This window comes from Halopseudomonas sp. 4NH20-0008, from assembly GCF_057548395.1.
The window spans coordinates 210,196-234,404 of sequence record NZ_BAAJMD010000005.1; the positions used below are offsets into that span (position 1 = coordinate 210,196).

Genomic DNA, 24,209 nt, shown 5'->3' on the forward strand with positions numbered 1-24,209 from the left:
CAAGCACCAAAACTGATTTTGATATTCCGTAAAGATATATCAGACGGGTGCTGCTCAGGATGAACAACTGATCTTCAGATGCTTGCCCCAATCCGGAGGTGGCGCTGCAAATTGGCTGGCGTCGGCTTGCTCTTGGCAGGGCTGCTGCAGCACCTCATGCAGACGCCGGACAGGGCCGAAGTCACCCTGCTCGGCGGCGCTGATGGCTTCCTGAGCAAGGTAGTTGCGCAGAATGTAGAGCGGATTGCATGCCTGCCGTTGCGCCAGTGCGCTCGGATCAAGGGTTTGCCGTTGACGGTGCAATGTCAGCCAGTTATCCATCGCCTGCCGATCAATGAAACGGTCGCGTACACCGGGGTCGTCCTCAGCCAGGGCGCGCAACGTCTGGTTATAGTCACACGCGCTGGTTTGCATGGCTTGCAGCAGTTGCTCCAGCAGGCCTTCATCCTCAGGCTGGCTCCCGGCCCAACCCAGGCGTCTGCGCATCAGTTTCAGGTAGTGGGACTGAAACCGTGGCATGAACTGCGCCAGCTCCTGTTTGAGGTTGTCGACTGACACGAAGGGGGTCAATGCCTGGGCCAGGCAGGCAAGGTTCCAGTGGGCGATCGCCGGTTGGCGGTGGAAGGCGTAGCGGCCTTCATGATCGGAGTGGTTGCAGACATGTCGTGCATCATAGTCATCGAGAAAGGCGTAGGGGCCAAAGTCGAAGGTGATGCCAAGGATCGACATGTTGTCGGTGTTCATTACGCCGTGACAGAAGCCATAGGCTTGCCAGCCGGCAATCAGCACTGCCGTGCGCTCCAGTACGTTACGGAATAGCGCGCGTTCCGGTTCCGGCTCAACGCGGCACGTGGGATAGCAGTTGTCCAGGGTGAAGTCGACCAGTTGCCGCAACGCGTCTCTCTGATTGGTGTAGTAGAAGAATTCAAAGTGTCCGAAGCGAATATGCGACGGCGCCAGACGCAGCAGCATGGCAGCGCGTTCCTCGGTCTCTCGGTAGACCGGATTGTCGCCCAGAGTGACGCAGAGCGCGCGGCTACTGGGAATACCCAGCGCATGCAGCGCCTCAGAGGCAAGAAACTCTCTGATAGACGAGCGCAAGACCGCACGGCCATCGCCCATACGTGAATAGGGCGTGCTGCCGGCACCCTTGAGGTGCAGGTCCCAGTGTTCACCACGGTTATTCACGACTTCGCCAAGCAGCAGTCCGCGGCCGTCACCCAGTTGCGGATTGTAGTGGCCGAACTGGTGGCCGGAATAGACCATGGCCCGGGGGTCGGCATCGCTCCAGATCTTCTGCCCGGCAAACAGCTCGGTGAACAGGCTGGTTTCAGCCTGGTCCGGGCGCAGATCAAGTAGCGCCATGGCTGACTGGCTGACAACCACCAGGCGAGGGTTATGCAGTGGCTGGGGTATCACGGCGCTGGAGAAGGTGTCTCCCAGTTGGGCAAAACGGTTATCGAATATCAACTCGGTCAGTGCTTTCAAGGGCTTGGCTCATGGTATTCGGCGAGTGTTTCGACAAGGATACAGACTGTCTTTCTGCTGGCCTGTATGCTGCCTTATGGCTTTGTATCAAGCAGTGTAATTCAGAGTCCAATGTCTTGACCCTGTGGCGACCTGATCGTAGTGTTCAAACGATCGTATGAATACGTCATGGCAGGTATGGTCCTGCCATGTTTTGGAGACAATATCATGCCTGACTATAAAGCCCCCCTGCGCGATATGCGCTTTGTGATGGATGAAGTATTCGACTTTGCCGCCGGTTACGAGGCCCATGGCCTCACGGATGCAACCCCTGATCTGGTCAGCGCAGTGCTTGAAGAAAGTGCCAAATTCGCCGGTGAAGTACTGGCCCCGCTGAATCGCTCCGGTGATGAAGAAGGTTGTCATATTGATGATGGTGTTGTCACCACACCCAAGGGCTTCAAGGAAGCTTACCAGCAGTACGTGGATAACGGTTGGGGCTCCATGACCGGTCCGGTCGAATACGGTGGTCAGGGCCTGCCAGCGTCATTGGGCCTGGTTGTGGCCGAGATGACCGCGTCCGCCAACTACGCCTGGAGCATGTATCCCGGTTTGAGCCATGGCTGTTCCGCAGCGATTCGCGCCCACGGTAGTCCGGAGCAGAAAGAGCTGTATCTTAACAAGCTGGTTCCCGGTACCTGGACGGGTTCAATGTGTCTGACCGAGCCCCATTGTGGTACTGATTTGGGTCTGATCAAGTCCCGTGCTATCCCGCGCGAAGACGGCACTTACGAAATCACCGGGACAAAAATCTTTATTTCCTGTGGCGAGCATGACTTTGCCGAGAACATTGTTCACCTGGTGCTGGCTAAGCTGCCCGATGCCCCGGCTGGCACCAAGGGTATTTCCTTGTTCATCGTGCCCAAGTTCCTCCCTGACGCCAACGGCGAGGTCGGTGAGCGCAACGGCGTCAAGTGTGGCTCGCTGGAGCACAAGATGGGCATCAAAGGGTCTGCTACCTGCGTGCTGAACTTTGACGGTGCCACCGGCTTCCTGATTGGTGAAATCAACAAAGGTCTGAACTGCATGTTCACCATGATGAACCATGCGCGTCTGGGTACCGGTATGCAGGGTCTGTGTCATGGCGAAGCCTCCTACCAGAGCGCTATTGCCTATGCCAAGGACCGCCTGCAGATGCGTGCCCTGTCTGGTCCAGCTGCGCCCGAGAAGTCTGCGGACCCGATTATCGTTCACCCTGACGTGCGCCGCATGCTGCTGACCATGAAAGCCTTCAATGAAGGTAACCGCGCACTGTCCTATTACACCGCTCAGTTGCTGGATAAGGCGCATTACTCCAAGGACGAAGCCGTGCGTGCCAATGCCGATGACCAGTTGGCGTTCCTGACGCCGATCTGCAAGGCGTTCATGACCGAAACCGGCCTGGAAGTAACCAACCACGGCGTACAGATTTTCGGTGGTCACGGCTATATCCGTGAGTGGGGCCAGGAGCAGCAGGTACGGGATTGCCGCATCGGTCTGATCTATGAAGGTACCAACGGCATTCAGGCACTGGATTTATTGGGCCGCAAGGTGCTGATGAGCCAGGGCAAGATGCAGCGTGCCTTCACCAAGGAAGTGCACAAATTCTGTCAGGCCAATGAAGGTCATGCGACCCTGGGTGAGTACGTAGCCAAGCTGAACAAGCTCAACGCCGAGTGGGGTGAGCTGACCCAGAAGATCGCCATGCGCTCCATGCAGAACCGCGAGGAAGTGGGTGCGGCGGCAATGGACTTCCTGATGTATTCGGGTTACGTGATCCTGGCGTTCTTCTGGTTGAAGATGGCTGTGGCGGCACAATCTGCGCTGGATGCCGGTACCACTGAGGAGGACTTCTACAAGGCCAAGCTAGCCACCCAGGAGTTCTACTTCAAGCGTCTGCTGCCGCGTGCCCGTGCCCATGTTGAAGCGCTGGAATCAGGTGCTGACAACTTGATGCAGATGACCGCTGATCAGTTTTAATGTCAGCGGCAAGCTTCCAGCCGCAAGCTGCAAGTGAAAAACAACAAGCCCCGACTGGTTCGGGGCTTTTTAATATGGGCTTTTCAGTGGGCGGGGTATTTTGCAGCGCGATCTAGCCTACAGCTGACACGCTACAAGCCATCCGTGGGGCTCGCCATCGCACATCCCTGTGCTCTGACGGTCAGCTGTAGGCTAGATCGCGCTGCAACAGCATGCTTTGGTGCAAACTGAAAGAATCAACGGGAAAGCCTCGCAGCAATCGTGAGGATCTGTGACCGAAAATTACAATTTAGTCATTTAAAGACGCTATGACCTGAAACGTTGCCGCGCTACAATCGTCCCATGTTCCGGACTGCCCCGGATGCAATGACTGCGAGAGGATCTTTTCATGGCCGACTATAAAGCCCCCCTGCGTGATATTCGTTTCGTTCTGAATGAAGTGTTCGAGGCTGACAAGCTGTGGCAAAGCCTGCCTGGGCTGAACGGCGCCATCGATTGGGAAACCGCTGATGCGATGCTTGAGGAAGCCGGCAAGATTACCTCGCAGACCATTGCACCCTTGAACCGTAGCGGTGATGAAGAAGGCGCCAAGTGGGATAACGGTGTGGTTACTACACCCGCCGGTTTCAAGCAGGCCTACAGCACCTACGCTGAAGGTGGCTGGGTAGGGCTGGGCGGCAACCCCGATTTTGGTGGACTGGGCATGCCCAAGACCCTGGGTGTGCAGGTCGAGGAGATGGTTTACGGCGCCAACAACAGTTTTGCACTGTACCCGGCGCTGACGGCAGGCTGCTGTCTGGCGCTGGACGCCCATGGCAGTGAAGAGCTCAAGCAGGCTTACCTGCCGAACCTGTATGCCGGTACCTGGGCGGGCACCATGTGTCTGACCGAGCCGCACTGTGGGACTGACCTGGGCATCATCCGTACCAAGGCAGTGCCGCAGGCGGATGGTAGCTACGCGGTGACCGGTACCAAGATCTTCATCACCGGCGGCGAGCATGATCTGACCGAGAACATCATTCACCTGGTGTTGGCCAAGTTGCCCGACGCACCGGCCGGTCCCAAGGGTATCTCGCTGTTCCTGGTACCCAAGTTCATGGTCAATGCCGATGGCAGCCTGGGCGAGCGTAACCCGGTCAACTGTGGCTCGATCGAGCACAAGATGGGCATCAAGGCTTCGGCTACCTGCGTGATGAACTTTGATGGCGCCAAGGGTTATCTGATCGGGGAAGTGAACAAGGGCCTGAATGCCATGTTCACCATGATGAACTACGAGCGCCTGTCCATTGGTATTCAGGGTATCGGTTGTTCCGAGGCCTCCTACCAGAGCGCCGTGGCCTACGCCCGTGACCGCATTCAGAGCCGCGCGCCGACCGGTGCCCAGCAACCGGACAAGGCCGCTGATCCGATCATCGTGCATCCCGACGTACGTCGCATGCTGCTGACCATCAAGTCCATGACCGAGGGCAGTCGGGCGTTTTCTACCTATGTGGGTTCGCAGCTGGATATCAGCAAGTACGCCGATGATGCCGAGATCAAGAAAAAGGCTGAAGATCTGGTTGCCCTGCTGACACCGGTAGCCAAGGCCTTTTTTACCGACGTGGGTCTGGAAAACTGCGTGCATGGCCAGCAGGTGTTTGGGGGCCATGGTTATGTGCGCGAATGGGGCCAGGAGCAACTGGTTCGTGACGTGCGCATTGCACAGATCTATGAAGGCACCAACGGTATTCAGGCACTGGATCTGATGGGCCGCAAGACAGTCGCCAACAACGGTGCCTTCGTCAAGGTGTTCCTTGATGAAGTACGTGGCTTTATAGCAGCCAATCAGGGCAAGGAACTGGCCGAGTTTGTCCAGCCCCTGTCTAAGGCCATCGACAATCTCGATGAGCTGACCGCCCTGGTTATCGACCGCAGCAAGACCAACCCGAACGAAATTGGTGCGGCCTCGGTGGAGTACCTGCATGTCTTTGGTTACACAGCCTATGCTTACATGTGGGCGATGATGGCCAAGTCGGCCGTAGCGCGTCTGGCTGATGATGCTGACGGCTTTTACCAGTCCAAGATTGGCACCGGTCGTTTCTTCATCAAGCGCATGCTGCCGCGTATTCACTCGCTCAGTGAGTCTGTTCGTGCCGGTAGCGAGCCGCTGTATGAGCTGGATGCAGCCCAGTTCTGAGCCGGGTCATACCTGACGGCTCTGGCCGTCAGGTAGTCTCAATTGTCTCGGTTGGAGCCAAATGTTACCAATTGTAAGCTATGGCTTACAGGGATTAACGGTCATTGGCTATGGGCGCACCTGCATTGCCTGCGTATTATTGCTCGTGCTTGGAGCAAGCGCAGGAAGCGACCATACCAACAAGGATCAGGGACAGTGTCTGGAGACACCGCCATTACGGATGATCAGGAATAACGTTCTGCAAAGCCTCGCCTCGGCGGGGTTTTTCTTTGCCTTTCATTTGCCTTCAAAAGTAGCAGCTGACCTCGCCTAGCACACCCAGCGACATCTGCACGCTATCCCCTTCATTGACACGCAGCATCGGCCCCAACGCACCTGACAGGATGATCTCGCCCGCCTGTATCGGCGTACCCTGGGCGGCCAGTTCGCGTACCAGCCACAGACAGGCCATTAGGGGGCTGCCCATGCATTGGTTGGCATGTCCTCTGGCGGCCTGTTCACCGTTACACAATAGGGTCATCTCCAGGTTGGCGAAGTCCAGCGTGTCAACGGCAACCGGCTGATCGCCGAGCACATACAGGCCGCAGGACAGATTATCCGCCAGTGCGTCAGGCAAGCTGGTAGGCCAGCCGAGGAAGGCTGAATCACAGACCTCCAGCGCCGGTAGCACATGGCTGAGTGCTTCCTTGAGTTGAGCTTCGCTGGCGTTCGCATCGTCCAGACCTTGTTTGAACACGAACGCGACTTCCCCTTCCACACGCGGCGACAGCAGGCCTGCGTCTGTCAGTCTGGCCGGGCTCGGGTAGTGCCACTGACGCATCAACGGCCCGTACAGCGGGTGTGAGACACCGGTAGCCTGCTGCATGCGCTGATCGGTCAAGCCCAGTTTGTAGCCACAGGGCTGCAGGCCAGCGCTACGCCACAGGGCTGTCAGTTCGGCCTGCACCGCATAACCCTGCTCCAGGGCCTGCAGGCCAAGTGATTCGCAGCCCTGTCCCGACTGCCGTGCCGTCAGCAGTCGCTGTGCGGCGGCGCTGGCGGACAGCATCACAGACTGCCCCGCACGGGTGGCTCACCCACTACCGTGGTGCGGAACATTTCCCGACGCGTTCCAAAATAGTCCGAGACCGGCTGGTGCCAGACGCAGCGGTTATCCCAGATCGCCAGGGTACCCGGCGTCCAGCGCATACGCACACAAAAGGCCGGTGCCGTGGCCACCGAGAACAGGTAGTCCAGGAGTGGGCGGGATTCTTCCGGTTTCATGCCTTCGATACCCAGGGTGTAGGCCGGGTTGGCAAAGAGTAGGTTGCGACCGGTTTCCGGGTGGCGGGTAATCAGTGGATGACAGCGCACATCATGGTCGACATTTTCGCCATAACGAATCTGCATGCTTTCCAGCCCGGCGTTGTGCTTTGAATTAGGGCCATAACCAAACTCCGGACTGTGAACACCGTTCAAACCATGCAGCATCTGACGCATGGCAGGAGACAACCATTCCAGTGCCAGGTACATGGAGTTGAACAGGGTATCGCCGCCAACCTCAGGCACATCGTGCCCGTAGAGAAGGGTAAAGGCCGGCGGTCTGGCCTGGAAGGACCAGTCCGAGTGCCAGGCGCCACCAAAAACAAAGGGCGTACCTTCACCGGCTTCCTTCAAAACATGCACCACATGCGGGTGGTCGGCCATGGGCGTGACATAGGGCTCGACGCCGAATTCGCCAAAGCGCTGTGATACCGCCTCCAGCTGGGTAACACTCAGAGACTGGTCACGAATGTAGAGTACCTGATGATCCATCAACGCCTGGCGCAGGTCGGCCTGGCCCGCGTCGGACAGGTTGTTAAGGTCAATATCGTGAATATCCGCGCCCAATGAGCCGGCCACCGGTTTGACGTTGAAGTGTTGGCTGGGGCGGGCCTGATTGTTTTGCGCAGTGGTGTAGAAGAATTCGGGCATGGCGGTTACCTCTTGTTATAGGTTGACGGCTGTTTGATCATGCAGCAGCCCCTATACTCACTCCATGATTATTGCCGCCACGGCATGATACTTACTGCCACTCACGTGGCCCGGGGTTGCTCCCATGAACTGGCGTCAGCGCCGCGACAACACCAATGTAAAACTGCTGCTGGCCCTGGCTGAGGAGCTTGGTGTGTCTGCACAAAGCTGTTTGCAACAAACCGGTTTGCAGGATACGCCGATCGAGCACGTCCAGAGTCTTGAACTCTGGCAGGAGCTGGCGGTGATTCGCAATCTGGTGGCGCAACACCCGGCGCCTGGCAGCGGTCTGCTGCTGGGGCAGCGTTACCACCTCACCAGTCTCGGCCTGCTCGGCTACACCATGTTGGCCAGCCGCACCCTGCGTGAAGCCATCGATATCACCCAGCAGTTCCGACCTCTGGCCCTGTCGATCTGTCCGGTCGCCCTACAGGCCGACAGCAATGGATTGTTGATGTCGCTGGACGCTAATGTACTTCCTGAAGACGCCCGTTGCCTGGTCATCGAGCGCGGGCTGGCTGCCTGGCAAGCGGTCTATGGTGAATTGCTGCAACGGCGTTTCAGACCGCTGGCGGTGTATCTTGACCTGCCGGCAATTGAGCCGAAGGCCGACTATGCCGATTACTTTGACTGTCCGGTTGTGCTCGGTACCGGGCAGAACGCCATGCTGATCAGTTGGGACGACCTGAACCAGGCCCTGCCGCAGGCCAATCCGGTTACCCAGCGTAACTGTGCCAGTCTGTGCCAACGCCTGTGTGAACAGCTCGATGATGTGCAGACGCCGCTGGCTCGGCAGGTGCTGCAGGCGCTGATGAGTCGTTCCGGGCATTTGTATACCGCCGCTGAGGTGGCCGGATGGCTGGGATTGTCGGAGCGAACCTTGCACCGTCGACTCGCCAATGAAGGGCAGGCCTATCGCGCGCTGGATCAGCGTGTGCGCCGCACTCTGGCCGAGCGGCTGTTGCACGACAGCGCCCTGGGGCTGGACAGCATAGCCCAGCAGCTGGGCTATGCCGAGGCGGCCAGTTTTTCCCGGGCCTTCAAGCGCTGGACCGGCTTGTCCCCCGATCAATGGCGGCAGGCCCAACACAAGCTGGCGGCTGCTGCGCCGGATTACCCCTTGGATGCGTTCAGTCGGGAGTATGCAGGTCATGCTTGAAGTACGGGATCTGTACAAGGGCTACAGCAGTCCACAGGGGCGGGTGCCGGTGTTGAATGGCATCGATCTTAGCCTGCAACGGGGCCAGACCATGGCGCTGATGGGCGAGTCCGGCAGTGGCAAGAGTACCTTGCTGCACCTGGTGGGTGGCCTTGATACAGCTGATCAGGGGCAGATTCGCTTCGATGGCTTGGCACTCGACAACCTGGGCGAAAGGGCCCGTGCGGCCTATCGACGTGAACAGGTAGCGGTGATCTTTCAGCAGTTCAATCTGATTCCGTCCCTGACCGTGGCTGACAATCTGGCGTTTCAGGCGCGCCTGGCCGGGCGCCTGGATGTCGAGTGGCAAGGCTATCTGGCCGCGCAGCTTGGCCTGTCGGAACTGCTTAAGCGCTATCCCGAACAGCTCTCCGGTGGTCAGCAGCAACGGGTGGCGGTCGGCCGCGCCTTGGCTGTCAGGCCACCGTTGATTCTGGCTGACGAGCCCACCGGCAACCTGGATGAGCAGACCGCCGACGAGGTGCTGACACTGCTGTTGTCGCTGGTCAGCGACAGTGGTGCCGGGCTGCTGATGGTCACCCACAGTGCCGGCCTGGCTGGTCGTTTGCAGCAGCAGGTCAGCTTGTCCATGGGCCGTGTTCAGCCTGCTGCACGGCCATGATCAGTCGCTTCCTGTGGGTGTTACACAGCCTGATCAGCCACTGGCGACGCCACCCCTTGCAGGCGAGTTGTCTACTGATCGGCTTGTGGCTGGCAACGGCCCTGTGGACCGGCGTGCAAGCTCTAAACAGTCAGGCGCGTGACAGTTATGACCGGGCCGCAGCGGTGTTCGGCAGCGAACAGAGCACGCTGCTGGTCAGTCCCACCGGGCAGTCCTTTGATCAGGCTGTGTTTGTGCAGCTGCGTCGCCAGGGCTGGGCAGTGTCACCGATTGTGCAGGGCAGCCTGAGTCTGTCGATTGCCGGCACTGAGCGGCGCGTCCAACTGACCGGCTTTGACCCGCTGAGTCTGCCAAGCGACAGTCCACTGACCGGCCAGAACACCGCTGCCGATGCCTTGCTTGATTTTCTGCTGGCGCCGGGACGCACCTGGCTGGCGGCCGAGACACTGGCAGAACTGGGTTTGCAGCCTGGTGAAGCGGTGGATTTGACCGACGGCCAGACCGTGCCAGCGTTGCAGGTAATAGATGGTTTGCCGCCCGGCCAACTGTTCATGGATATCGGTCAGGCGCAACGGCTACTTGGTACCGATCAGCTCACGCAGTTGCTGTTGGCGGACGGGCCCAAGGGTGCGGAGCGAGCATTGCCAGCGGACGTGCCATTGGTACGCGAGAGTCGGGAGGAGGCCGATCTGGGTCGTCTGACGGACAGCTTCCATCTCAATCTGTCGGCGCTCGGGCTGCTGGCATTTGCGGTCGGCCTGTTTATCGTGCATGCGGCCTTCGGGTTGGCACTTGAACAGCGGCGTGGCTTGCTACAAAGCCTGCGGGCCAGTGGCGTCAGCCTGCCCATGCTGGCCTCGGTATTGCTCCTCGAGTTACTGCTGTTGGCGCTGCTGGGCGGCAGCCTTGGCGTCCTCAGTGGCTTTGCTGTGGCGGCAGCATTAATAGGTGATCTGGCGGCCAGTTTGCGCGGGTTGTATGGCGCTCAGGTCGGGGCACAATTGAATCTGGATGCCAGTTGGTGGCTGGCCGGACTGGCGATGGCACTCTGCGGCACTCTGCTGGCCGGTGGCAGTCGGGTACTGACCGCCCTGCGTTTGCCTTTGTTGGCGTGGGCGCGGCCGCAAGCCTGGCGTGAGGCGCAGAATCGCAGCCTGATCAGGCTGGCTGTGCTGGGTGTCGGGCTGTTGATGGGGGCGGCACTGCTGGTGCGACTGGGCGATGGATTGCTGGCCGGTTTTGCCCTGTTGGCATCGTTACTGTTAGGCGCGGCCTGGCTGTTACCTCTGGGTCTGAGTCTGCTGTTACGTGCTGCCGGCCGCCTCGCAAAGGGCCCCGTGGCGCAGTGGTTCTGGGCTGACAGTCAGCAGCAACTATCCGGACTGAGTATGGCGTTGATGGCACTGATGCTGGCGCTGGCGGCGAATGTTGGGGTAGGCAGCATGACCGAAGGCTTCCGCCTGACCTTCAATGGCTGGCTGGATCAGCGCCTGGCTGCCGATGTGTATGTGCGTCCAGCTTCGAACCAGCAGGCACGGGAGATTGTCAGTTGGCTTGATGCGCAGCCCGAGGTACTGGATCAGCTGCCCAGTTGGCAGGTTCAAGCCCGAGTGGGTGGGTGGCCTTCCGAGTTGAGCGGCATAGTCGATCATCCCTTGTATGCCGATACCTGGCCGCTATTGGAAGCGCGGGCGGATGTCTGGCCGCAGTTGGCCGCCGGTGAAGGTGTGCTGCTCAGTGAGCAACTGGCCTACCGTCTGAATCTGCAGGTCAATGATGCCGTGACGCTGGATACGCCGCAGGGGTCCTGGACCACACGCGTGCTGGGTCGTTATGCTGACTATGGCAATCCGCGTGGTCAGATTCTGCTTTCGGCCAACCTGCTGGCCCAGCGCTGGCCCGAACAACCGCTCTCAAGTCTGGGTCTGCTGACGCAGGCAGGGAGCGCGGCCAGTCTGGCTCAGGCGCTGCAGAATCAATTCGATCTGGCCAGCAGCCGGGTAATAGATCAGGCCTCGCTCAAACGCTACTCACGTCAGGTGTTTGAGCAGACCTTTGCCGCCACGGCGGCGCTCAACACGCTCACCCTAGGGGTGGCGGCCGTGGCGCTGTTGACCAGTTTGCTGAGCCTGTCTGACAGTCGTCTGACTCAATTGGCGCCGCTCTGGGCCATGGGTTTGCGACCCCGGCAATTGGCCTGGCTGAGCTTGTTGCAGATGCTGGTGTTGGCGACTTTGACGGCGTTACTGGCCATTCCCCTGGGTTTGCTGCTGGCCTGGTGTCTGGTGGATGTGGTCAATGTGCAGGCCTTTGGCTGGCGACTGCCCTGGCACTGGTTCCCCAGACAGTGGCTGACCCTGGTGCTGATGGCGTTGTTGGCCGTGTTGCTGGCCAGTCTGGTACCGCTCTGGCGTTTGGCCAGAACCGGGCCGCAGGCCTTGCTCAAGGGGTTTAGCCATGAAGTCTAAGGTGCATCTGTTGTGCTGGCTGGCCAGCGTGTTGCTGGTCGGCTGTGAACCGACTCCTGCGCCTGAAATGCGCGGCTTCGCCGGACTGGGCGAAGCTTCTGAGGGTTTTACCGCCGTCGAAGCGGGCCGCGAGCTGCGCTTCCCGGGGGACCACGCCGCCCACCCGGATTACCGTATTGAGTGGTGGTACGTCACGGCCAATCTGCGCGACCAGCAGGGTAAGGAATGGGGTGTGCAGTGGACCTTGTTCCGTCAGGCCCTGCAGCCGCAAACAGCTGCCCAGGCCGAGGAGGGTTGGGCCAGCGCGCAGGTCTGGTTGGGTCATGCCGCACTGACCCATGCCAGCGGGCACCGGCATGCGGATCGTCTTGCACGCGGCGGGGTTGGACATGCCGGTGTTCGTCTGCAACCCTTTGCTGCCTGGATTGATGACTGGCAACTGCAGGGGCGGCCCAACCAGTCATTGAGTCCGTTGCAGGTTGAAGCCGGGGGTGAGGACTTTTCCTATCGTCTGCAGTTGGACAGCGACCAACCACTGGTGCTCCAGGGTGAGCGCGGTTTCAGTCGTAAATCGACGGCCGGGCAGGCGTCCTGGTATTACAGCCAGCCCTTCTACCGGGTCACTGGCGAGATAACCTGGCAGGGGCAACAGCATCAGGTCGTGGGGCAGGCCTGGCTTGATCGGGAATGGAGCAGTCAACCCTTGGCAGCCGATCAGCAGGGCTGGGACTGGTTCTCACTGCATCTGGATGATGGCAACAAACTGATGCTGTTCCGTTTGCGCAGTGACACGCAAGGGCACTATTACTCGGGTACCTGGATTGCGGCCGATGGTCAGACAACACCGCTTGCGCCCGAACAGATACGCATGACCCCGGAGGGTAAGACGCGCGTGGCTGGGCGCAGCGTGCCAACGCGCTGGCATCTGCAGGTTCCCTCGCTGGGGCTGGATATCAGAACCCGCGCGCTGAACGAGCAGGCCTGGATGGATACCGGTATCAGCTATTGGGAAGGCCCGGTTCGCGCTCAGGGTAGTCATAGTGGAGTGGGCTATCTGGAAATGACAGGGTATTAGCCTGTCCACTGCAGGGGGATTTTCCCCAGCGGCTGCGCTATGCTGGCAAGGTGATAGTCAGCCGTTTTTGACCCATATCGGCCTTCTTGCGACAGGATACATCTTGCCCTACCCCGCTTCAGTCTCGTCTGCTTCCGGATCGGTGTTGCGCCGCTGGCTGCAGCGTGCGCGACTGTCGCTGATGGTATTGTTCGCGGGGAGTCTGGCGTTGTTTGCCGAACCGGTCAGTCGCGGGGTGAGTATCGACTTCAGCCGTTTTGATGCTCAGCTCAAGACGCGTTTTGGTGAGGACCGACTGGCGGTATCGGCCCTTTGGCAGAGCCTGCTGTATTCGCTCCAGGGACAAGCGGAGCTCGACCAGGTGCGTCAGATCAATGCCTTTTTCCATGAGCATTTACGTTACCGGCTCGATAGTGATTTGTACGGGGCCGAGGACTACTGGGCCACGCCACTGGAGACGCTGGGCCACGGCCTGGGCGATTGCGAGGATTATGTGATCGCCAAGTACATCAGCTTGCTGCAGGCTGGCGTTGACGACAGCAAACTGCGACTGGTGTATGTACGGGCCCGCCTGGGTGGGCCGCGCAGCTCCACCAGTCGTGCCCACATGGTGCTGAGCTACCAGGCCACTCCGAGCTCGGAGCCGCTGATTCTCGACAGCCTGATCGAGGATCTGCTGCCGGCAAGCATGCGCACCGATCTGGATCCGGTCTTCAGTTTCAATTATCAGGGCATGTGGGCAGCCGGTTCAGCTACCCCGTTGGGCAGCTCCACCGCGCGGCTGTCGCGCTGGCGTAATGTTATCGAACGCATGGAAAGTGAGGGTATGTCGTGGTGATTCCCCTGTCTGTCAGTCTGCAAAGAGAGGTATGCCGTGTCGTTGATTAAACAGCTTTGGATTGCCATTGCCCTGCTGGTCTGTCTGATGTTTGTCAGCAGCTTTGGCTTGAGCTTTATGGCGGCCAAACAGTACTTTGAAGAGCAGCTGAGCCTCAAGAACATGGACAACGCCAGCTCCCTGGCCCTGACCCTGAGCCAGATCGAAAAGGACCCGGCTCTGCTCGAGACCTTTGTCTCGGCGCAGTTTGATATGGGGCACTATTTGCGCATCACCCTGCATGCCACTGACGGTGAGCCGCTGGTGCTGCGCGAGTCGCAGGCTGAGCAGGTTCAGGGCGTGCCCGACTGGTTTGTGCATCTGTTTGCGCTGGATGTGCAGCCCGGCGCGGCCCTGGTTTCCAACGGCTGGCAATCCTTTGGGCGCCTGAGTGTTGAAAGCCATCAGGGTTACGCCTATGAAGCGCTATGGCGCAGTGCCTGGCAGCTGTGCGTGTGGATGCTGGCGCTGGCGCTGCTCAGCAGTCTGGTGGGTTCCCTGCTGCTCAAACGTATTATCCGGCCGCTGGACACGGTGATATTGCAGGCCGAAGCTATTGGTGAGCAGCGTTTCCTGACCGCCGGTGAGCCCCGTACCCGCGAGTTCGGTTTGCTGGTGCGGGCCATGAACAGCCTGTCGCTGAAGGTCAAGAGCATTCTGGATATTGAGGCGCGGCGTCTGGAGAAGCTGCGTTATGAGCTGGAACATGACAGCCTGACGGGCTTGTCCAACCGGAGTTTCTTTTTCAGCCAGTTTGATGCGGTGCTGTCTGCTGCGGACAGACAGGCTCAGCACGGTTTTTTTCTGTTTCGCATCGAGGATCTGGGCGGACTCAACAGCCAGCTGGGGCATGCCGGCTGCGACCGATTGATCTGTGCCCTGGCTGACGGCGTTCAAGACCAGATTGCAGGGATTGCAGGGCATTATCGCGAGCGCTATTTCGGTCGCCTGAATGGCTCGGACTTTGCCCTGGTGCTGACTGAAGTGAGCGATCTGCCGATGCTCAGTGAGCAGTTGTTGCAACGTCTTGAGCAGGTTGCCGCGGCAACCGATCAGGCCAGGCCGGTACTGTTGCAGGCCGGCTGCAGCTTTTACCCAGGCGAGTCCCGGGCCAGCGTGATGATGCGCGCAGACAGTGTGTTGGCACGTGCCGAGCAGCAAGGCCAAACCCATGCCGAACTGGAAACCCGTAGCGAGATTGACGTTGTGCCCTTTGTCACCGCCGAGGACTGGCGTGAGGCTTTATTGGTCGCTCTGCAGGATGGCGTAGCGATTCAGGCTTATCCGGTCATGTCGAGCAAGGGTGAGGTCCTGCATCACGAGGCGATGATGCGTCTGCAGCTGGCAGGCAGCCTGCGCAGTGCTGGCTACTTTATTCCCTGGGCCCGGCGTCTGGGCTTGCAGCCTGACCTTGATCTGGCACTGCTGGAGCATGTGCTGACGGGCTTGGCCGATGCTCGACTACAGGGTGATATTGCCATCAACCTGTCACCGGAAATCATTCTTGATGCCCCTAGATTGCAGCGCATGGAACAGTTGCTCAGGCGGCATGCGCAGCAGGCAGCGCATGTCTGGTTGGAGTGCCAGGAACGCATTGCACTGCAGCACCCTGAGGCGATTGCGCTGTTTGTCGAGCGCATGCGCAGCACCGGTTGTCGTATTGGTCTGGATAGCGCCGGCGCGGCTTTCATGCAGTCAGCCGCGCTGCATGACGTGGGACTGAATTACCTTAAGGTTGATGCCGTGTATGCCCAGCGTCTTCAGGATGACAGCGGGGCTGCGAACTATTTGCAGCGGCTCTGCAGCTTGGGTCATTCGATTGGTTTGACCTTGGTACTTGAAGGCGTGCAGAACGCTAAGGTGATAGAGCGTGCCTGGGATTGTGGCTTGGATGCGGTGACCGGACCAGGGGTTCAGGATCCGGCCTAAGCAAGCCGGGTCAAATCACATCGCTGTCGTAGTCCAGCAGGTTCAGGCTGGAGCTGCGACGGCGCATGGACTTGCGTTTCAACAGCTTGCTCTGGGCTTCCTGGGGCAGGTCGGTGAAGCGGATCACACCGGTTTCCGAGAGCAGATCGACCAGATCCTCGATCACCCGGATCAAGGGTAGGTCGGTCTCCTTCAGTTCGTACTCTTGCAGCGCGGTCGTGCGGTTGTTCTGAACAAAGTTCACCAGCATGGGGTCGCTGTCATCAATCGGCTCATTGCAATCCGGCGTCTGCTCAAGGCTGATGGTGATGATCTGTCCCAGCGAATCACGTTTGACAAACATGGCAGTTCCTCCGGGTCGAATGCAGTTCAGGACAGGGTGCGATCGGTCTGTTGATGGCTGTTGAACAGCAAGGCCAGTTGCAGTCGATCATTGACGCCCAGTTTGGCAAAGACTGAACCGAGATGTTCCTTGACTGTACGCGGACTGATATCCAGTTGGATAGCGATCTGCTTGTTGGTCAGGCCTTGACGCAGTGCCTCGACCACCTCACGCTCGCGCCCGGTAAGGCGGGCCAGGGTCATATCGTTTTGTTGCTGGGATGTCTCAGAGTGGGTGTGACGATTCAGCGCGCCAACCACCGAAGAGACCACTTCAGCCGGAAGCCAGAGTGCGCCAGCGGACACACTCTGGGCAACCTGGTCGAGTATCTCGCGGTTGGCGAAGGCATCGACGTAACCGCGTGCACCCGCACCCAGGCTGTCAGTAAGCTGGTTGAAGCTCGCCGCACGGGTCATGACAATCACGGTAAAGTGCCGCTTGCAGAGTACAGCTACCTCAGCGCTCCAGTCAGGAACTCTGTCAGCCAGATACCAGGCCCGGAAATGGTTGCCGTCGTCAGGCAGATCGGCCGCTGAGTCGACAATGCGAGCCAGCGGGAAGCATTGCTGCCAACGGGGTGACAGGGTGTGGGCGTCGGTGATGAATAAGTCTTGAGTCATGATCAACGTTCACGCATGGCTTCAGAGGTTGCCCGCAGAACCGGCTTGAGCAGGTATTCAAGAACGGTTTTCTTGCCGGTAATGATATCAACCTGGGTAATCATGCCCGGGATGATCGACAGGTCCTGGCCAAAGCCGGCGGATTCGGTACGTAGCCGGGCCAGGTAAAAGGTATTGTCACGGTCATCGGTAATGGTGTCGGCACTGATGTGTTCTACGACCGCCTCGAGGCCACCGAAAACAGCAAAATCATAGGCTGTGAACTTGATGATGGCGTTTTGTCCGGGTCTGACGAAGGCAATGTCCTTGGGTTGGATGCGTGCCTCAATCAGCAGCTGGTCATCCAGTGGAACAATCTCCATGATGTCCCTGCCAGGGGAAATAATGCCGCCGACGGTGTTGGCAAACAGGCGCTGAACGGTACCGCGAACGGGCGCGGTGATATCGGTTTTACTGACCCTGTCACGCAGACCGGTTTCGGCTTGTTCAAGGGCTTCGAGCTTGGTGGTGGCCAGGCTGAGCTCAGCACGCCAACGGTTGATCGAGTTCAAGCGTGACTCGAGAATCTTGTTCTCGGCTTCTTCAATGGCTGCGCTGCTGCGCGTGATGGCCGCGTTGGCGCGGTTAAGCTCACCACGCAAGTTGGCTACGTCGCGCTCGAGGCGTAACAGATCCACTTCCGAGACGGCGCCGGAGGCCAGCAAGGGACGGGTGCGCTCCAATTCGCGCGAGGTCAGATCCAGGGTGGTGCGGTATTGTTCGCTGGCAGCGCGTGCTTCACGCAGATCCTGCTGGCGCTGAATCAACTGATTTCTGAATATGGATTGCTGTTGTTCCAATTCCGCCAGACTGCTGGCATGGAGCTGGGTTTCGTCTTCGACCAGCGCGGGTGATTGCGTTTGCAGTTCTTGATCAAAGCTCAGCGGCTCGTCAGAAACCAGCGCACGCAGGCGGGCAATCTCTGCGCGTAGTGCGATTGATTGCGCCTGGCGTTCGGCCAGATCGGACATGAAGCGGGTGCTGTCGATGCTCAGCAGTAACTGCCCCTCTTCGATAACCTGACCTTCACGCACATGAATGCTTTCGACAATACCGCCATCCAGTGACTGGATGATCTGCAGCTGCTGCGAGGGGATCACCCGGCCTTCACCCTTGGCCACTTCATCCAGCGGCGCGAAACCGGCCCAGATCAGTAGCAGGATTACCGCTGCAAACAGGGCGTGCAGTAACGGTCGTGCTCTGGCCGGCTCCTGATGCAGGCGTGCCCACTCTGCATCCATTGACCAGTTGTCGCTCAGGTCATGCCCGAGCCAGCGCTTGAGCAATCGGTCGAGCAGTTTGGAGTTGCGCAGACCGGGTAAGTTGCTGGCCTTGCCGAGGGCCTCAAAACCGCGTTGCTCCAGGGGCTTGTCAGGGTTCTTTTGGCTCATGTCTGGGCACTCCAGATACGGCCTTGACGCAGGGCCTCGACTACATCCTTCTTCGGACCGTCGGCCACAATCTTGCCGCCGTCGATCACCAGGATGCGTTGCGTCAGTTCCAGCATGGCGGTGCGGTGGGTGATGATCAGCGCGGTCTTGCCCTGGCCCAGCTCGGTCAGGCTGCGTTTGACCAGTTCTTCGCTGGCATGGTCGAGGGCGCCAGTAGGTTCGTCGAGCAGCAGAATCGGTGGCTCACTGATGATGGCTCTGGCAATGGCCACGGATTGACGCTGACCACCAGACAGGCGCTGGCCGTTTTCGCCCACCATCAGGTCAAAGCCGTCCGGATGCCGGTCGGTCAGGCTGGTCAGGCCGCTCAAGCGTGCGCACTCGATCAATTGCTGGTCAGTGGCATGGGGCGCGGCAATCAGAATGTTTTCGCGCAACGTGCCGTAGAACAGATGAATATCCTGCGGAATGTAGCCAATGTTGCGGCGTAGATCAGCCGGGTCGAGTTGGCGCAGATCAATGCCATCAATCAGGATCGATCCTGAGTCCGGGTGGTAGAGCCCCATCAGCAGCTTTTCCAGGGTCGACTTGCCGGAGCCGTTGCGTCCGAGAATGGCGATTTTCTCCCCGGCTTTTACTTTGAAACTGACGCCATTCAGCGTTTGCTGCTCGTCACCGGGATAACTGAAACTGACGTTACGGAATTCGATTTCGCCATGCAGGGCCGGGCGGTGCACCCAGTCCTTGCCGACCGGACGTTCAACCGGCCTGGCCATGACTTCTTCCAGTGAGCCCAGCGCCGTCGCCGCCTGGTGGTATTGCGCCAGCAGGCCTGCGGCCTGGCTGATCGGGGCCATGGCCCTGGACGACAACAGGTAGGCAGCGATCAGGCCGCCCTGCGACAAGTCGCCAGCAATGATGGCGTAGACGCCGATCAGAATGATTGCCAGTGCCACACTGTGTTGTGTCCAGACCGCACCGTTGGTGACCGTAGCCGAGATCAGTCGGAGCTTGGTGGTGATGCTGGCGAGGAACAGGGTAGCGCGCTCGTAAATGGTCTGTACCCGGCTCTCGGCTGAAAAGCTCTTGATGGTTTCCAGATTGCTGACACTTTCCACCAGCGTGGCGTTGCGTTGTGCGCTGGCCTTTTGGCTGCTTTCGGAGAGCTCATGCAGTTTTCTCTGGGCTAGCACCGCGTATCCCAGCACGGCGAGAGAGCCGATAATAATCGGGATCATCAGCGGCGGATGAATCAGGCCGATCACCAGGGTGAACAGCAGTACAAAGGGCAGATCGATCAGAGCGACTATGACAAAGGAGCTGATAAAGCTGCGGATCGATTCATAGGCCTGCAGATTGCTGGCAAAGGCACCGGCACTCTCTGGTCTGTGGCTGAGCTTGAGTCCAAGCACCTGGCTCATGATGCGCGAAGACAGGCGTATATCGGTTCGGCTGGCGGCCAGATCAACAAACCAGTTGCGCATCAGGCGAATCAACAGGTCGGCGGTCAGTACGATAAAGAGTCCAGCGGACAGTACCCACAGGGTATCAGTGGCATGGTTGGGGACGACCCGGTCGTAGACATTCATGATGAACAGCGGGCTGCTCAAGGCAAACAGGTTGACCAGCACGGCAGCCAGCATGACATCGCGATAGAGGCGACGGTTGTCGCGTATCACATCCCAGAACCAATGGCCTCGTACCGGGCTGTCATCCCCCAGGGCGCGACTGTCGAGCTTGAACTCCGGACGACAGTAAATCACTTTGCCACTGTAGGACGTTTCAAGGATGTCGAGCGTGATGCTGGTCTGGGCGTCAGGCAGGTCGGCGTGGATCAGGCTGGCGGTACCCTTTTGCCGATCAATGCCACTGATTACACAAGCGCGATTATCGTCCAGAATCAGGATGGCGGGCAGCAGGTGGCTGTTGATTTGGCCCAGTGAGTGACTGGCAATGCTGCTGGTGAGGTTGCAGCGTCGGGCGGCGCGATCAAATACTGACGGGCTCAGGTCGCCAGAGGTAAGGGGTAGGCCGGCAATCAGCGTTTGCGCCGACATATCGTGGCCATGCAGGCGCGCCAATACGCGCAGGCACTCAACCAGGGAACCACCACCCACTTCAGCGTGTTCAGCCACCAATAAATCGTCCTCTCGCTATAGCGCTAACCTGCCCAGCCTGGATCTTTTGGTAAGCATACCCGAAAGCGGATACGAGATGTCATCCGCTGTATCGAGCGATGCAGCGGATAAGCGATCAGGTACCTGCGCTTTCAGCGCTGAGCCAGGCTCTCTGTACTGCTCAGGCAGCTGCCAGGCTGGTTTTGTTGGGTTTCAGTCTCGCTGCCCAGATCAGGCAGGCCACTGCGAACAATGCCAAGGGTACTGAGCAATTGACCTTGGGCTTCCAGGGTGCGAGCGATGGCGATTTCACGATCATAAACAGCATTGGCATAAGCCCGGCTGGCCTGGAAGTACTCGTTCTCGGCATCCAGTACATCCAGCAATGTGCGCTGGCCAATGTCGAACTGCTGTTTATAAGCGGTTCTGACGCGGGAGGAGGACAGGCGGTGCTGATTGAGTGCAGTCAGCTGGAGGTCGATCTTGTTGACATCATTGAAGGCAATCTGCAGCGTCTGGCGCAGGTCAGTACAGGCTTTGTTGCGCAGGTCACGGGCCGCATTGGCTTCGTCATGGGCGCCACGGATGTTGGCCATGTCGCGGCCGCCACTATAAAGGTTGTAGCGAAACTCAAGGCCAATCTGTGCTTCATTGCGGTTGTCGCGATTACCCAGTTCGTCGTGGGTCTGGTAGTTCTGACGCAGAGCCAGATCCAGTGATGGACTCAGGTTGGCCTTGCGAATGCTGATTTCAGCGTCGGCGACGGCGATGTTGCGGCTGGCCGCCAGGTAACCTGGGTTGTGCACTAACGCGTTTGACAGTGCCTGTTCCAACGTTTGTGGCAACTGTTCGGCTTGCAGCGGCGCTGCTGGCAGACTGCCGGGCGGCACGTCGCCGGTAATGCGCTGAAAGCGTGCCGATACATCATGCAGGTTTGACTGCTCGGTAATCAGGTTGGCTTCAGCCAGTGACAGGCGGCCGCTGATCTGCTCCAGATCGACCGAACGAGCGACGCCGGCTGCCGCACTATCACTGATCTGCTCGAATACGCGCTCATGCTGACGCAGGTTGTCTTCGGCCAGTTGGACCAGCTCACGTTGGCGCAGAACATCCTGGTAGGCCGCTATGGCCTCAAGCGCAGTGCTCTCGAGCTGCTCCATGAAAGTGTAGTAGCCGACCAGTTTCTGTTCTGAAGCCTGCGAGACCTCGCCGCGGGTACGGAAGCCATTGAACAGATTCTGGATCAGGGAAATTTCTGCATCGCTGCTACTGAACGCGTCGTTGTTGCCGTAGTTGCGATCATTGCGGCCGGTACGTGCGGTGATGTCGATGCGCGGCAGATAGCCTGAACGGCTGGCGCTGAGGCCCTCATCCAGAGCCTGAAACTCATGCCAGCGGGCCTGGACTTCAGGATTATTTTCTATTGCCTGGCGAATGCTTTGGCTCAGGCTCTCGGGCAGGCTGTCTTGCGCTTGCGCTAGCGGCGCCAGACACAGGGAAGCAGCCAGCAGGGCAGCATAGAGAGGTTTGTGGCGTAATTTGAGCAGACTGCGGGCAACGTGACCATTGATTCGATTTGTTAGCATTTTGAAAACCGCTTCTCAGTGAGTAGAAAGGACTGAATCCACGCAACCCCATCATAGATAGTGCTTTCCTTAGCATCATGAGTCCGTGTTGAAAACCCTGAGAACCGATGCTTCTTATCCATGCGAGCTGTTGCACAGCGCAATTCGTCATAAAAATGGCGCCAAAATCAAGGCTTTTATTGGTGCTGACGAGTATGTGACGGTTATTCTATTTTAAAATTGACGTGATGGCAAACGGATGGCATTTAAAGGGTTGCCAAGACCTGTCCATTGGTACGGTATGCAATGGCAGTGGAATCATTATGATGTCACTCTGATCCTATTTTTGGTCCTGCTATTTAGCGGGCCTACATAATTGCTGCGGAGAGACCTTTTCATGGATGCAATCATCGCCATCGTCGTCAAACTGGTCGGACAAGCCTGGGCACAATCGGCTGACGGCACACGCAGACCGCTTAATCAAGGTGACGGTTTGCGTGCCGGCGAGACGCTGCTGACGGCTGAAGGCGCTGAGGTTGTGCTGGACTTTGGCGGTGGCGACATGCTGTCGATCGCCGGGCTGCAAAGTCTGCTTATCAGTGAGTCCATGGCCTTCAATAGCACGTCGAGTGTACAGGACTCGGCAGTACTTGACGTCTCCGTTGATCAGTCACTTGAAGCCCTGCTTTCTGCCCTAAACGAGGATGCGGATCCTTTTGACAGCCTTGAAGCGCCTGCCGCCGGCCTTGAGGGTGGCTCGGGTGGCGGGTCGTCCTCCGTGCGCTTGTTACGTATAAGTGAAGGGCTTAACGAGCTGGACGTGACTTTCTCGCGTCTTGATGAGGGTCAGCAGGACACCTTCGCCTTCAACGGCGGCGCTGTTGATGTCGAAGAGGCTGAAGTAGACGGGGCGGCGCTGGCAGGCACGGTAACCGTAGGCAATATTACCGCCGACGACGTGATCAATGCTGCCGAGTCTGGTCAGGTTATTGCCGTTACGGGTACTGCAACCGGTGGCGATATCAGTGAAGGCGATGTTGTCAGTCTGGTTGTCAACGGGACTGAGTACACCACCAGTGTCGATGGCGACGGCAACTGGAGTGTTGATGTCGCAGGCAGCGATCTCGCGGCCGACACTGAGTTCGACATCATAGTCGTGTCCAGTAATGCTTCCGGCAGTACGGTTGAAAGCGTTGGTACTTCAACGCACAGCGTCGACCTTGAGGCTGAAGCGGGCACCGTCACTGTAAACAACATTTCAGCCGATGATGTGATCAATGCTGTTGAAGCAGGGCAGGTCATTACTGTGACGGGCTCTGCTGCTGGTGGTGATATCAGCCAGGGTGACGTAGTCACTATGGTCATCAACGGCACTGAGTACACTACCACTGTAGGTGCGGATGGTGGCTGGGCCGTCGATGTTGCTGGTAGTGATCTTGCTGCTGACATTGAATTCGATGTAGTAGTTGGCTCAAGCGATCCAGCGGGCAACACTGTAGAAAGCACCGGCACATCAACCCACACCGTTGACCTGGCAGCTCAGGCTGGCACGGTCACCGTGAATAACATCACGGCGGATGACGTGATCAATGCGACTGAAGCGGGCCAAACCATCGCGGTCACAGGTACTGCAGTTGGTGGTGATATCGCGGAAGGTGATGTGGTCACCATGGTGATCAACGGTACTGAATACGACACCACCGTCGATGCCGATGGCAACTGGACCGTCAACGTCGATGGTGCTGACCTGGCTGCCGACACCGAGTTCGATGTGGTGGTCAGCTCCAGTGATGCTGCAGGTAACACCGTCGATACCACAGGTACATCGACTCACACCGTTGATCTGGCAGCTCAGGCTGGCACGGTTACGGTTGATAACATCACCGCTGATGACGTGATTAACGCGGCTGAGGCTGGTCAGGTTATCGCCGTAACTGGTACCGCCACGGGCGGTGACATCGCGGAAGGTGACGTGGTCACCATGATCATCAACGGCACCGAATATGACACCACCGTTGATGCCGATGGGAGCTGGACCGTTGACGTAGCCGGTAGCGATCTTGCTGCTGACACCGAGTTTGATGTGGTTGTGACCTCTAGCGACGCCGCAGGCAATACCGTTGAAAGCACCGGAACATCGACTCACACAGTGGATATGGTCGCTCAGGCTGGCACCGTCACTGTGAATAACATCACGGCTGATGACATCATCAATGCCACTGAAGCGGGCCAAACCATCGCCGTAACTGGTACCGCCACGGGCGGTGACATT

The 24,209-nt window shown here is 58.7% G+C and carries 17 protein-coding genes; 9 read left to right on the forward strand and 8 right to left on the reverse strand.

All coding sequences use genetic code 11. The annotated features are described in order from the left end of the window. Window positions 1-54 precede the first annotated feature (54 nt). Entirely contained in the window at window positions 55-1,488 is a 1,434-nt protein-coding gene (gene selO / locus AC27HQ_RS07360) for a protein adenylyltransferase SelO (RefSeq protein ID WP_487155497.1), read from the reverse strand. Between the two features lie 207 nt (window positions 1,489-1,695). Here selO and AC27HQ_RS07365 point away from each other — a divergent pair, with 207 nt between their 5' ends. Next, entirely contained in the window at window positions 1,696-3,486 is a 1,791-nt protein-coding gene (locus tag AC27HQ_RS07365; protein WP_487155498.1) for an acyl-CoA dehydrogenase C-terminal domain-containing protein, read from the forward strand. A 388-nt stretch (window positions 3,487-3,874) separates the two neighbouring features. Beyond that, entirely contained in the window at window positions 3,875-5,662 is a 1,788-nt protein-coding gene (locus AC27HQ_RS07370) for an acyl-CoA dehydrogenase C-terminal domain-containing protein (protein ID WP_487155499.1), read from the forward strand. Between the two features lie 286 nt (window positions 5,663-5,948). Here AC27HQ_RS07370 and AC27HQ_RS07375 read toward each other — a convergent pair whose 3' ends face one another. Both AC27HQ_RS07375 and AC27HQ_RS07380 read right to left on the reverse strand, forming a co-directional pair. Next, window positions 5,949-6,710, reverse strand: coding sequence for a 2-keto-4-pentenoate hydratase (locus AC27HQ_RS07375; RefSeq protein ID WP_487155500.1), 762 nt, complete (start codon window positions 6,708-6,710; stop codon window positions 5,949-5,951). Beyond that, window positions 6,710-7,615: a TauD/TfdA dioxygenase family protein gene (locus AC27HQ_RS07380; protein WP_487155501.1), complete on the reverse strand. Its 906-nt coding sequence runs from the start codon at window positions 7,613-7,615 to the stop codon at window positions 6,710-6,712. Before AC27HQ_RS07380 ends, AC27HQ_RS07375 begins: the two co-directional genes overlap by 1 nt. Window positions 7,616-7,739: 124 nt before the next feature. Between AC27HQ_RS07380 and AC27HQ_RS07385 the strand changes: the two genes are divergently transcribed. The 6 genes from AC27HQ_RS07385 (at window position 7,740) to AC27HQ_RS07410 (ending at window position 15,823) form a co-directional block, all read left to right on the forward strand. Then, window positions 7,740-8,813, forward strand: coding sequence for an AraC family transcriptional regulator (locus AC27HQ_RS07385; RefSeq protein WP_487155502.1), 1,074 nt, complete (start codon window positions 7,740-7,742; stop codon window positions 8,811-8,813). Next, window positions 8,806-9,474 carry an ABC transporter ATP-binding protein gene (locus AC27HQ_RS07390; RefSeq protein WP_487155503.1) on the forward strand — a complete coding sequence of 223 codons (669 nt, stop codon included), beginning with the start codon at window positions 8,806-8,808 and terminating at the stop codon, window positions 9,472-9,474. The genes AC27HQ_RS07385 and AC27HQ_RS07390 overlap by 8 nt, the downstream gene beginning before the upstream one ends. Next, window positions 9,471-11,942 (forward strand): FtsX-like permease family protein, encoded by a 2,472-nt coding sequence (locus tag AC27HQ_RS07395; RefSeq protein WP_487155504.1) that lies wholly within the window; start codon window positions 9,471-9,473, stop codon window positions 11,940-11,942. Before AC27HQ_RS07390 ends, AC27HQ_RS07395 begins: the two co-directional genes overlap by 4 nt. Then, window positions 11,932-13,017, forward strand: a complete 1,086-nt coding sequence (locus tag AC27HQ_RS07400) for a lipocalin-like domain-containing protein (RefSeq protein WP_487155505.1) — start codon at window positions 11,932-11,934, stop codon at window positions 13,015-13,017. Before AC27HQ_RS07395 ends, AC27HQ_RS07400 begins: the two co-directional genes overlap by 11 nt. Window positions 13,018-13,120: 103 nt before the next feature. Beyond that, the gene (locus AC27HQ_RS07405) at window positions 13,121-13,855 is read left to right on the forward strand and encodes a transglutaminase-like cysteine peptidase (protein WP_487155506.1); all 735 of its coding nucleotides are present in this window, start codon (window positions 13,121-13,123) and stop codon (window positions 13,853-13,855) included. Between the two features lie 36 nt (window positions 13,856-13,891). Next, the gene (locus AC27HQ_RS07410) at window positions 13,892-15,823 is read left to right on the forward strand and encodes a bifunctional diguanylate cyclase/phosphodiesterase (protein WP_487155507.1); all 1,932 of its coding nucleotides are present in this window, start codon (window positions 13,892-13,894) and stop codon (window positions 15,821-15,823) included. 10 nt (window positions 15,824-15,833) lie between these two features. Here AC27HQ_RS07410 and AC27HQ_RS07415 read toward each other — a convergent pair whose 3' ends face one another. From AC27HQ_RS07415 to AC27HQ_RS07435, 5 genes are all read right to left on the reverse strand, one after another. Further along, a complete protein-coding gene (locus AC27HQ_RS07415) occupies window positions 15,834-16,166 on the reverse strand; it encodes a hypothetical protein (protein ID WP_487155508.1) in 333 nt (110 codons plus the stop codon). A gap of 26 nt (window positions 16,167-16,192) precedes the next feature. Beyond that, window positions 16,193-16,825, reverse strand: coding sequence for a helix-turn-helix transcriptional regulator (locus AC27HQ_RS07420; RefSeq protein ID WP_487155509.1), 633 nt, complete (start codon window positions 16,823-16,825; stop codon window positions 16,193-16,195). 2 nt (window positions 16,826-16,827) lie between these two features. Next, on the reverse strand, window positions 16,828-18,255 hold the full coding sequence (locus AC27HQ_RS07425) for an HlyD family type I secretion periplasmic adaptor subunit (RefSeq protein ID WP_487155510.1): 1,428 nt from the start codon (window positions 18,253-18,255) through the stop codon (window positions 16,828-16,830). After that, complete coding sequence (locus tag AC27HQ_RS07430; protein WP_487155511.1) at window positions 18,252-20,390, reverse strand: type I secretion system permease/ATPase; 2,139 nt, start codon at window positions 20,388-20,390, stop codon at window positions 18,252-18,254. Before AC27HQ_RS07430 ends, AC27HQ_RS07425 begins: the two co-directional genes overlap by 4 nt. Before the next feature lie 134 nt (window positions 20,391-20,524). Then, a complete protein-coding gene (locus tag AC27HQ_RS07435) occupies window positions 20,525-21,958 on the reverse strand; it encodes a TolC family outer membrane protein (protein WP_487155512.1) in 1,434 nt (477 codons plus the stop codon). Between the two features lie 376 nt (window positions 21,959-22,334). Here AC27HQ_RS07435 and AC27HQ_RS07440 point away from each other — a divergent pair. After that, window positions 22,335-24,209 (forward strand): retention module-containing protein (locus tag AC27HQ_RS07440; protein ID WP_487155513.1); only part of this gene is annotated, 1,875 nt, incomplete at its 3' end.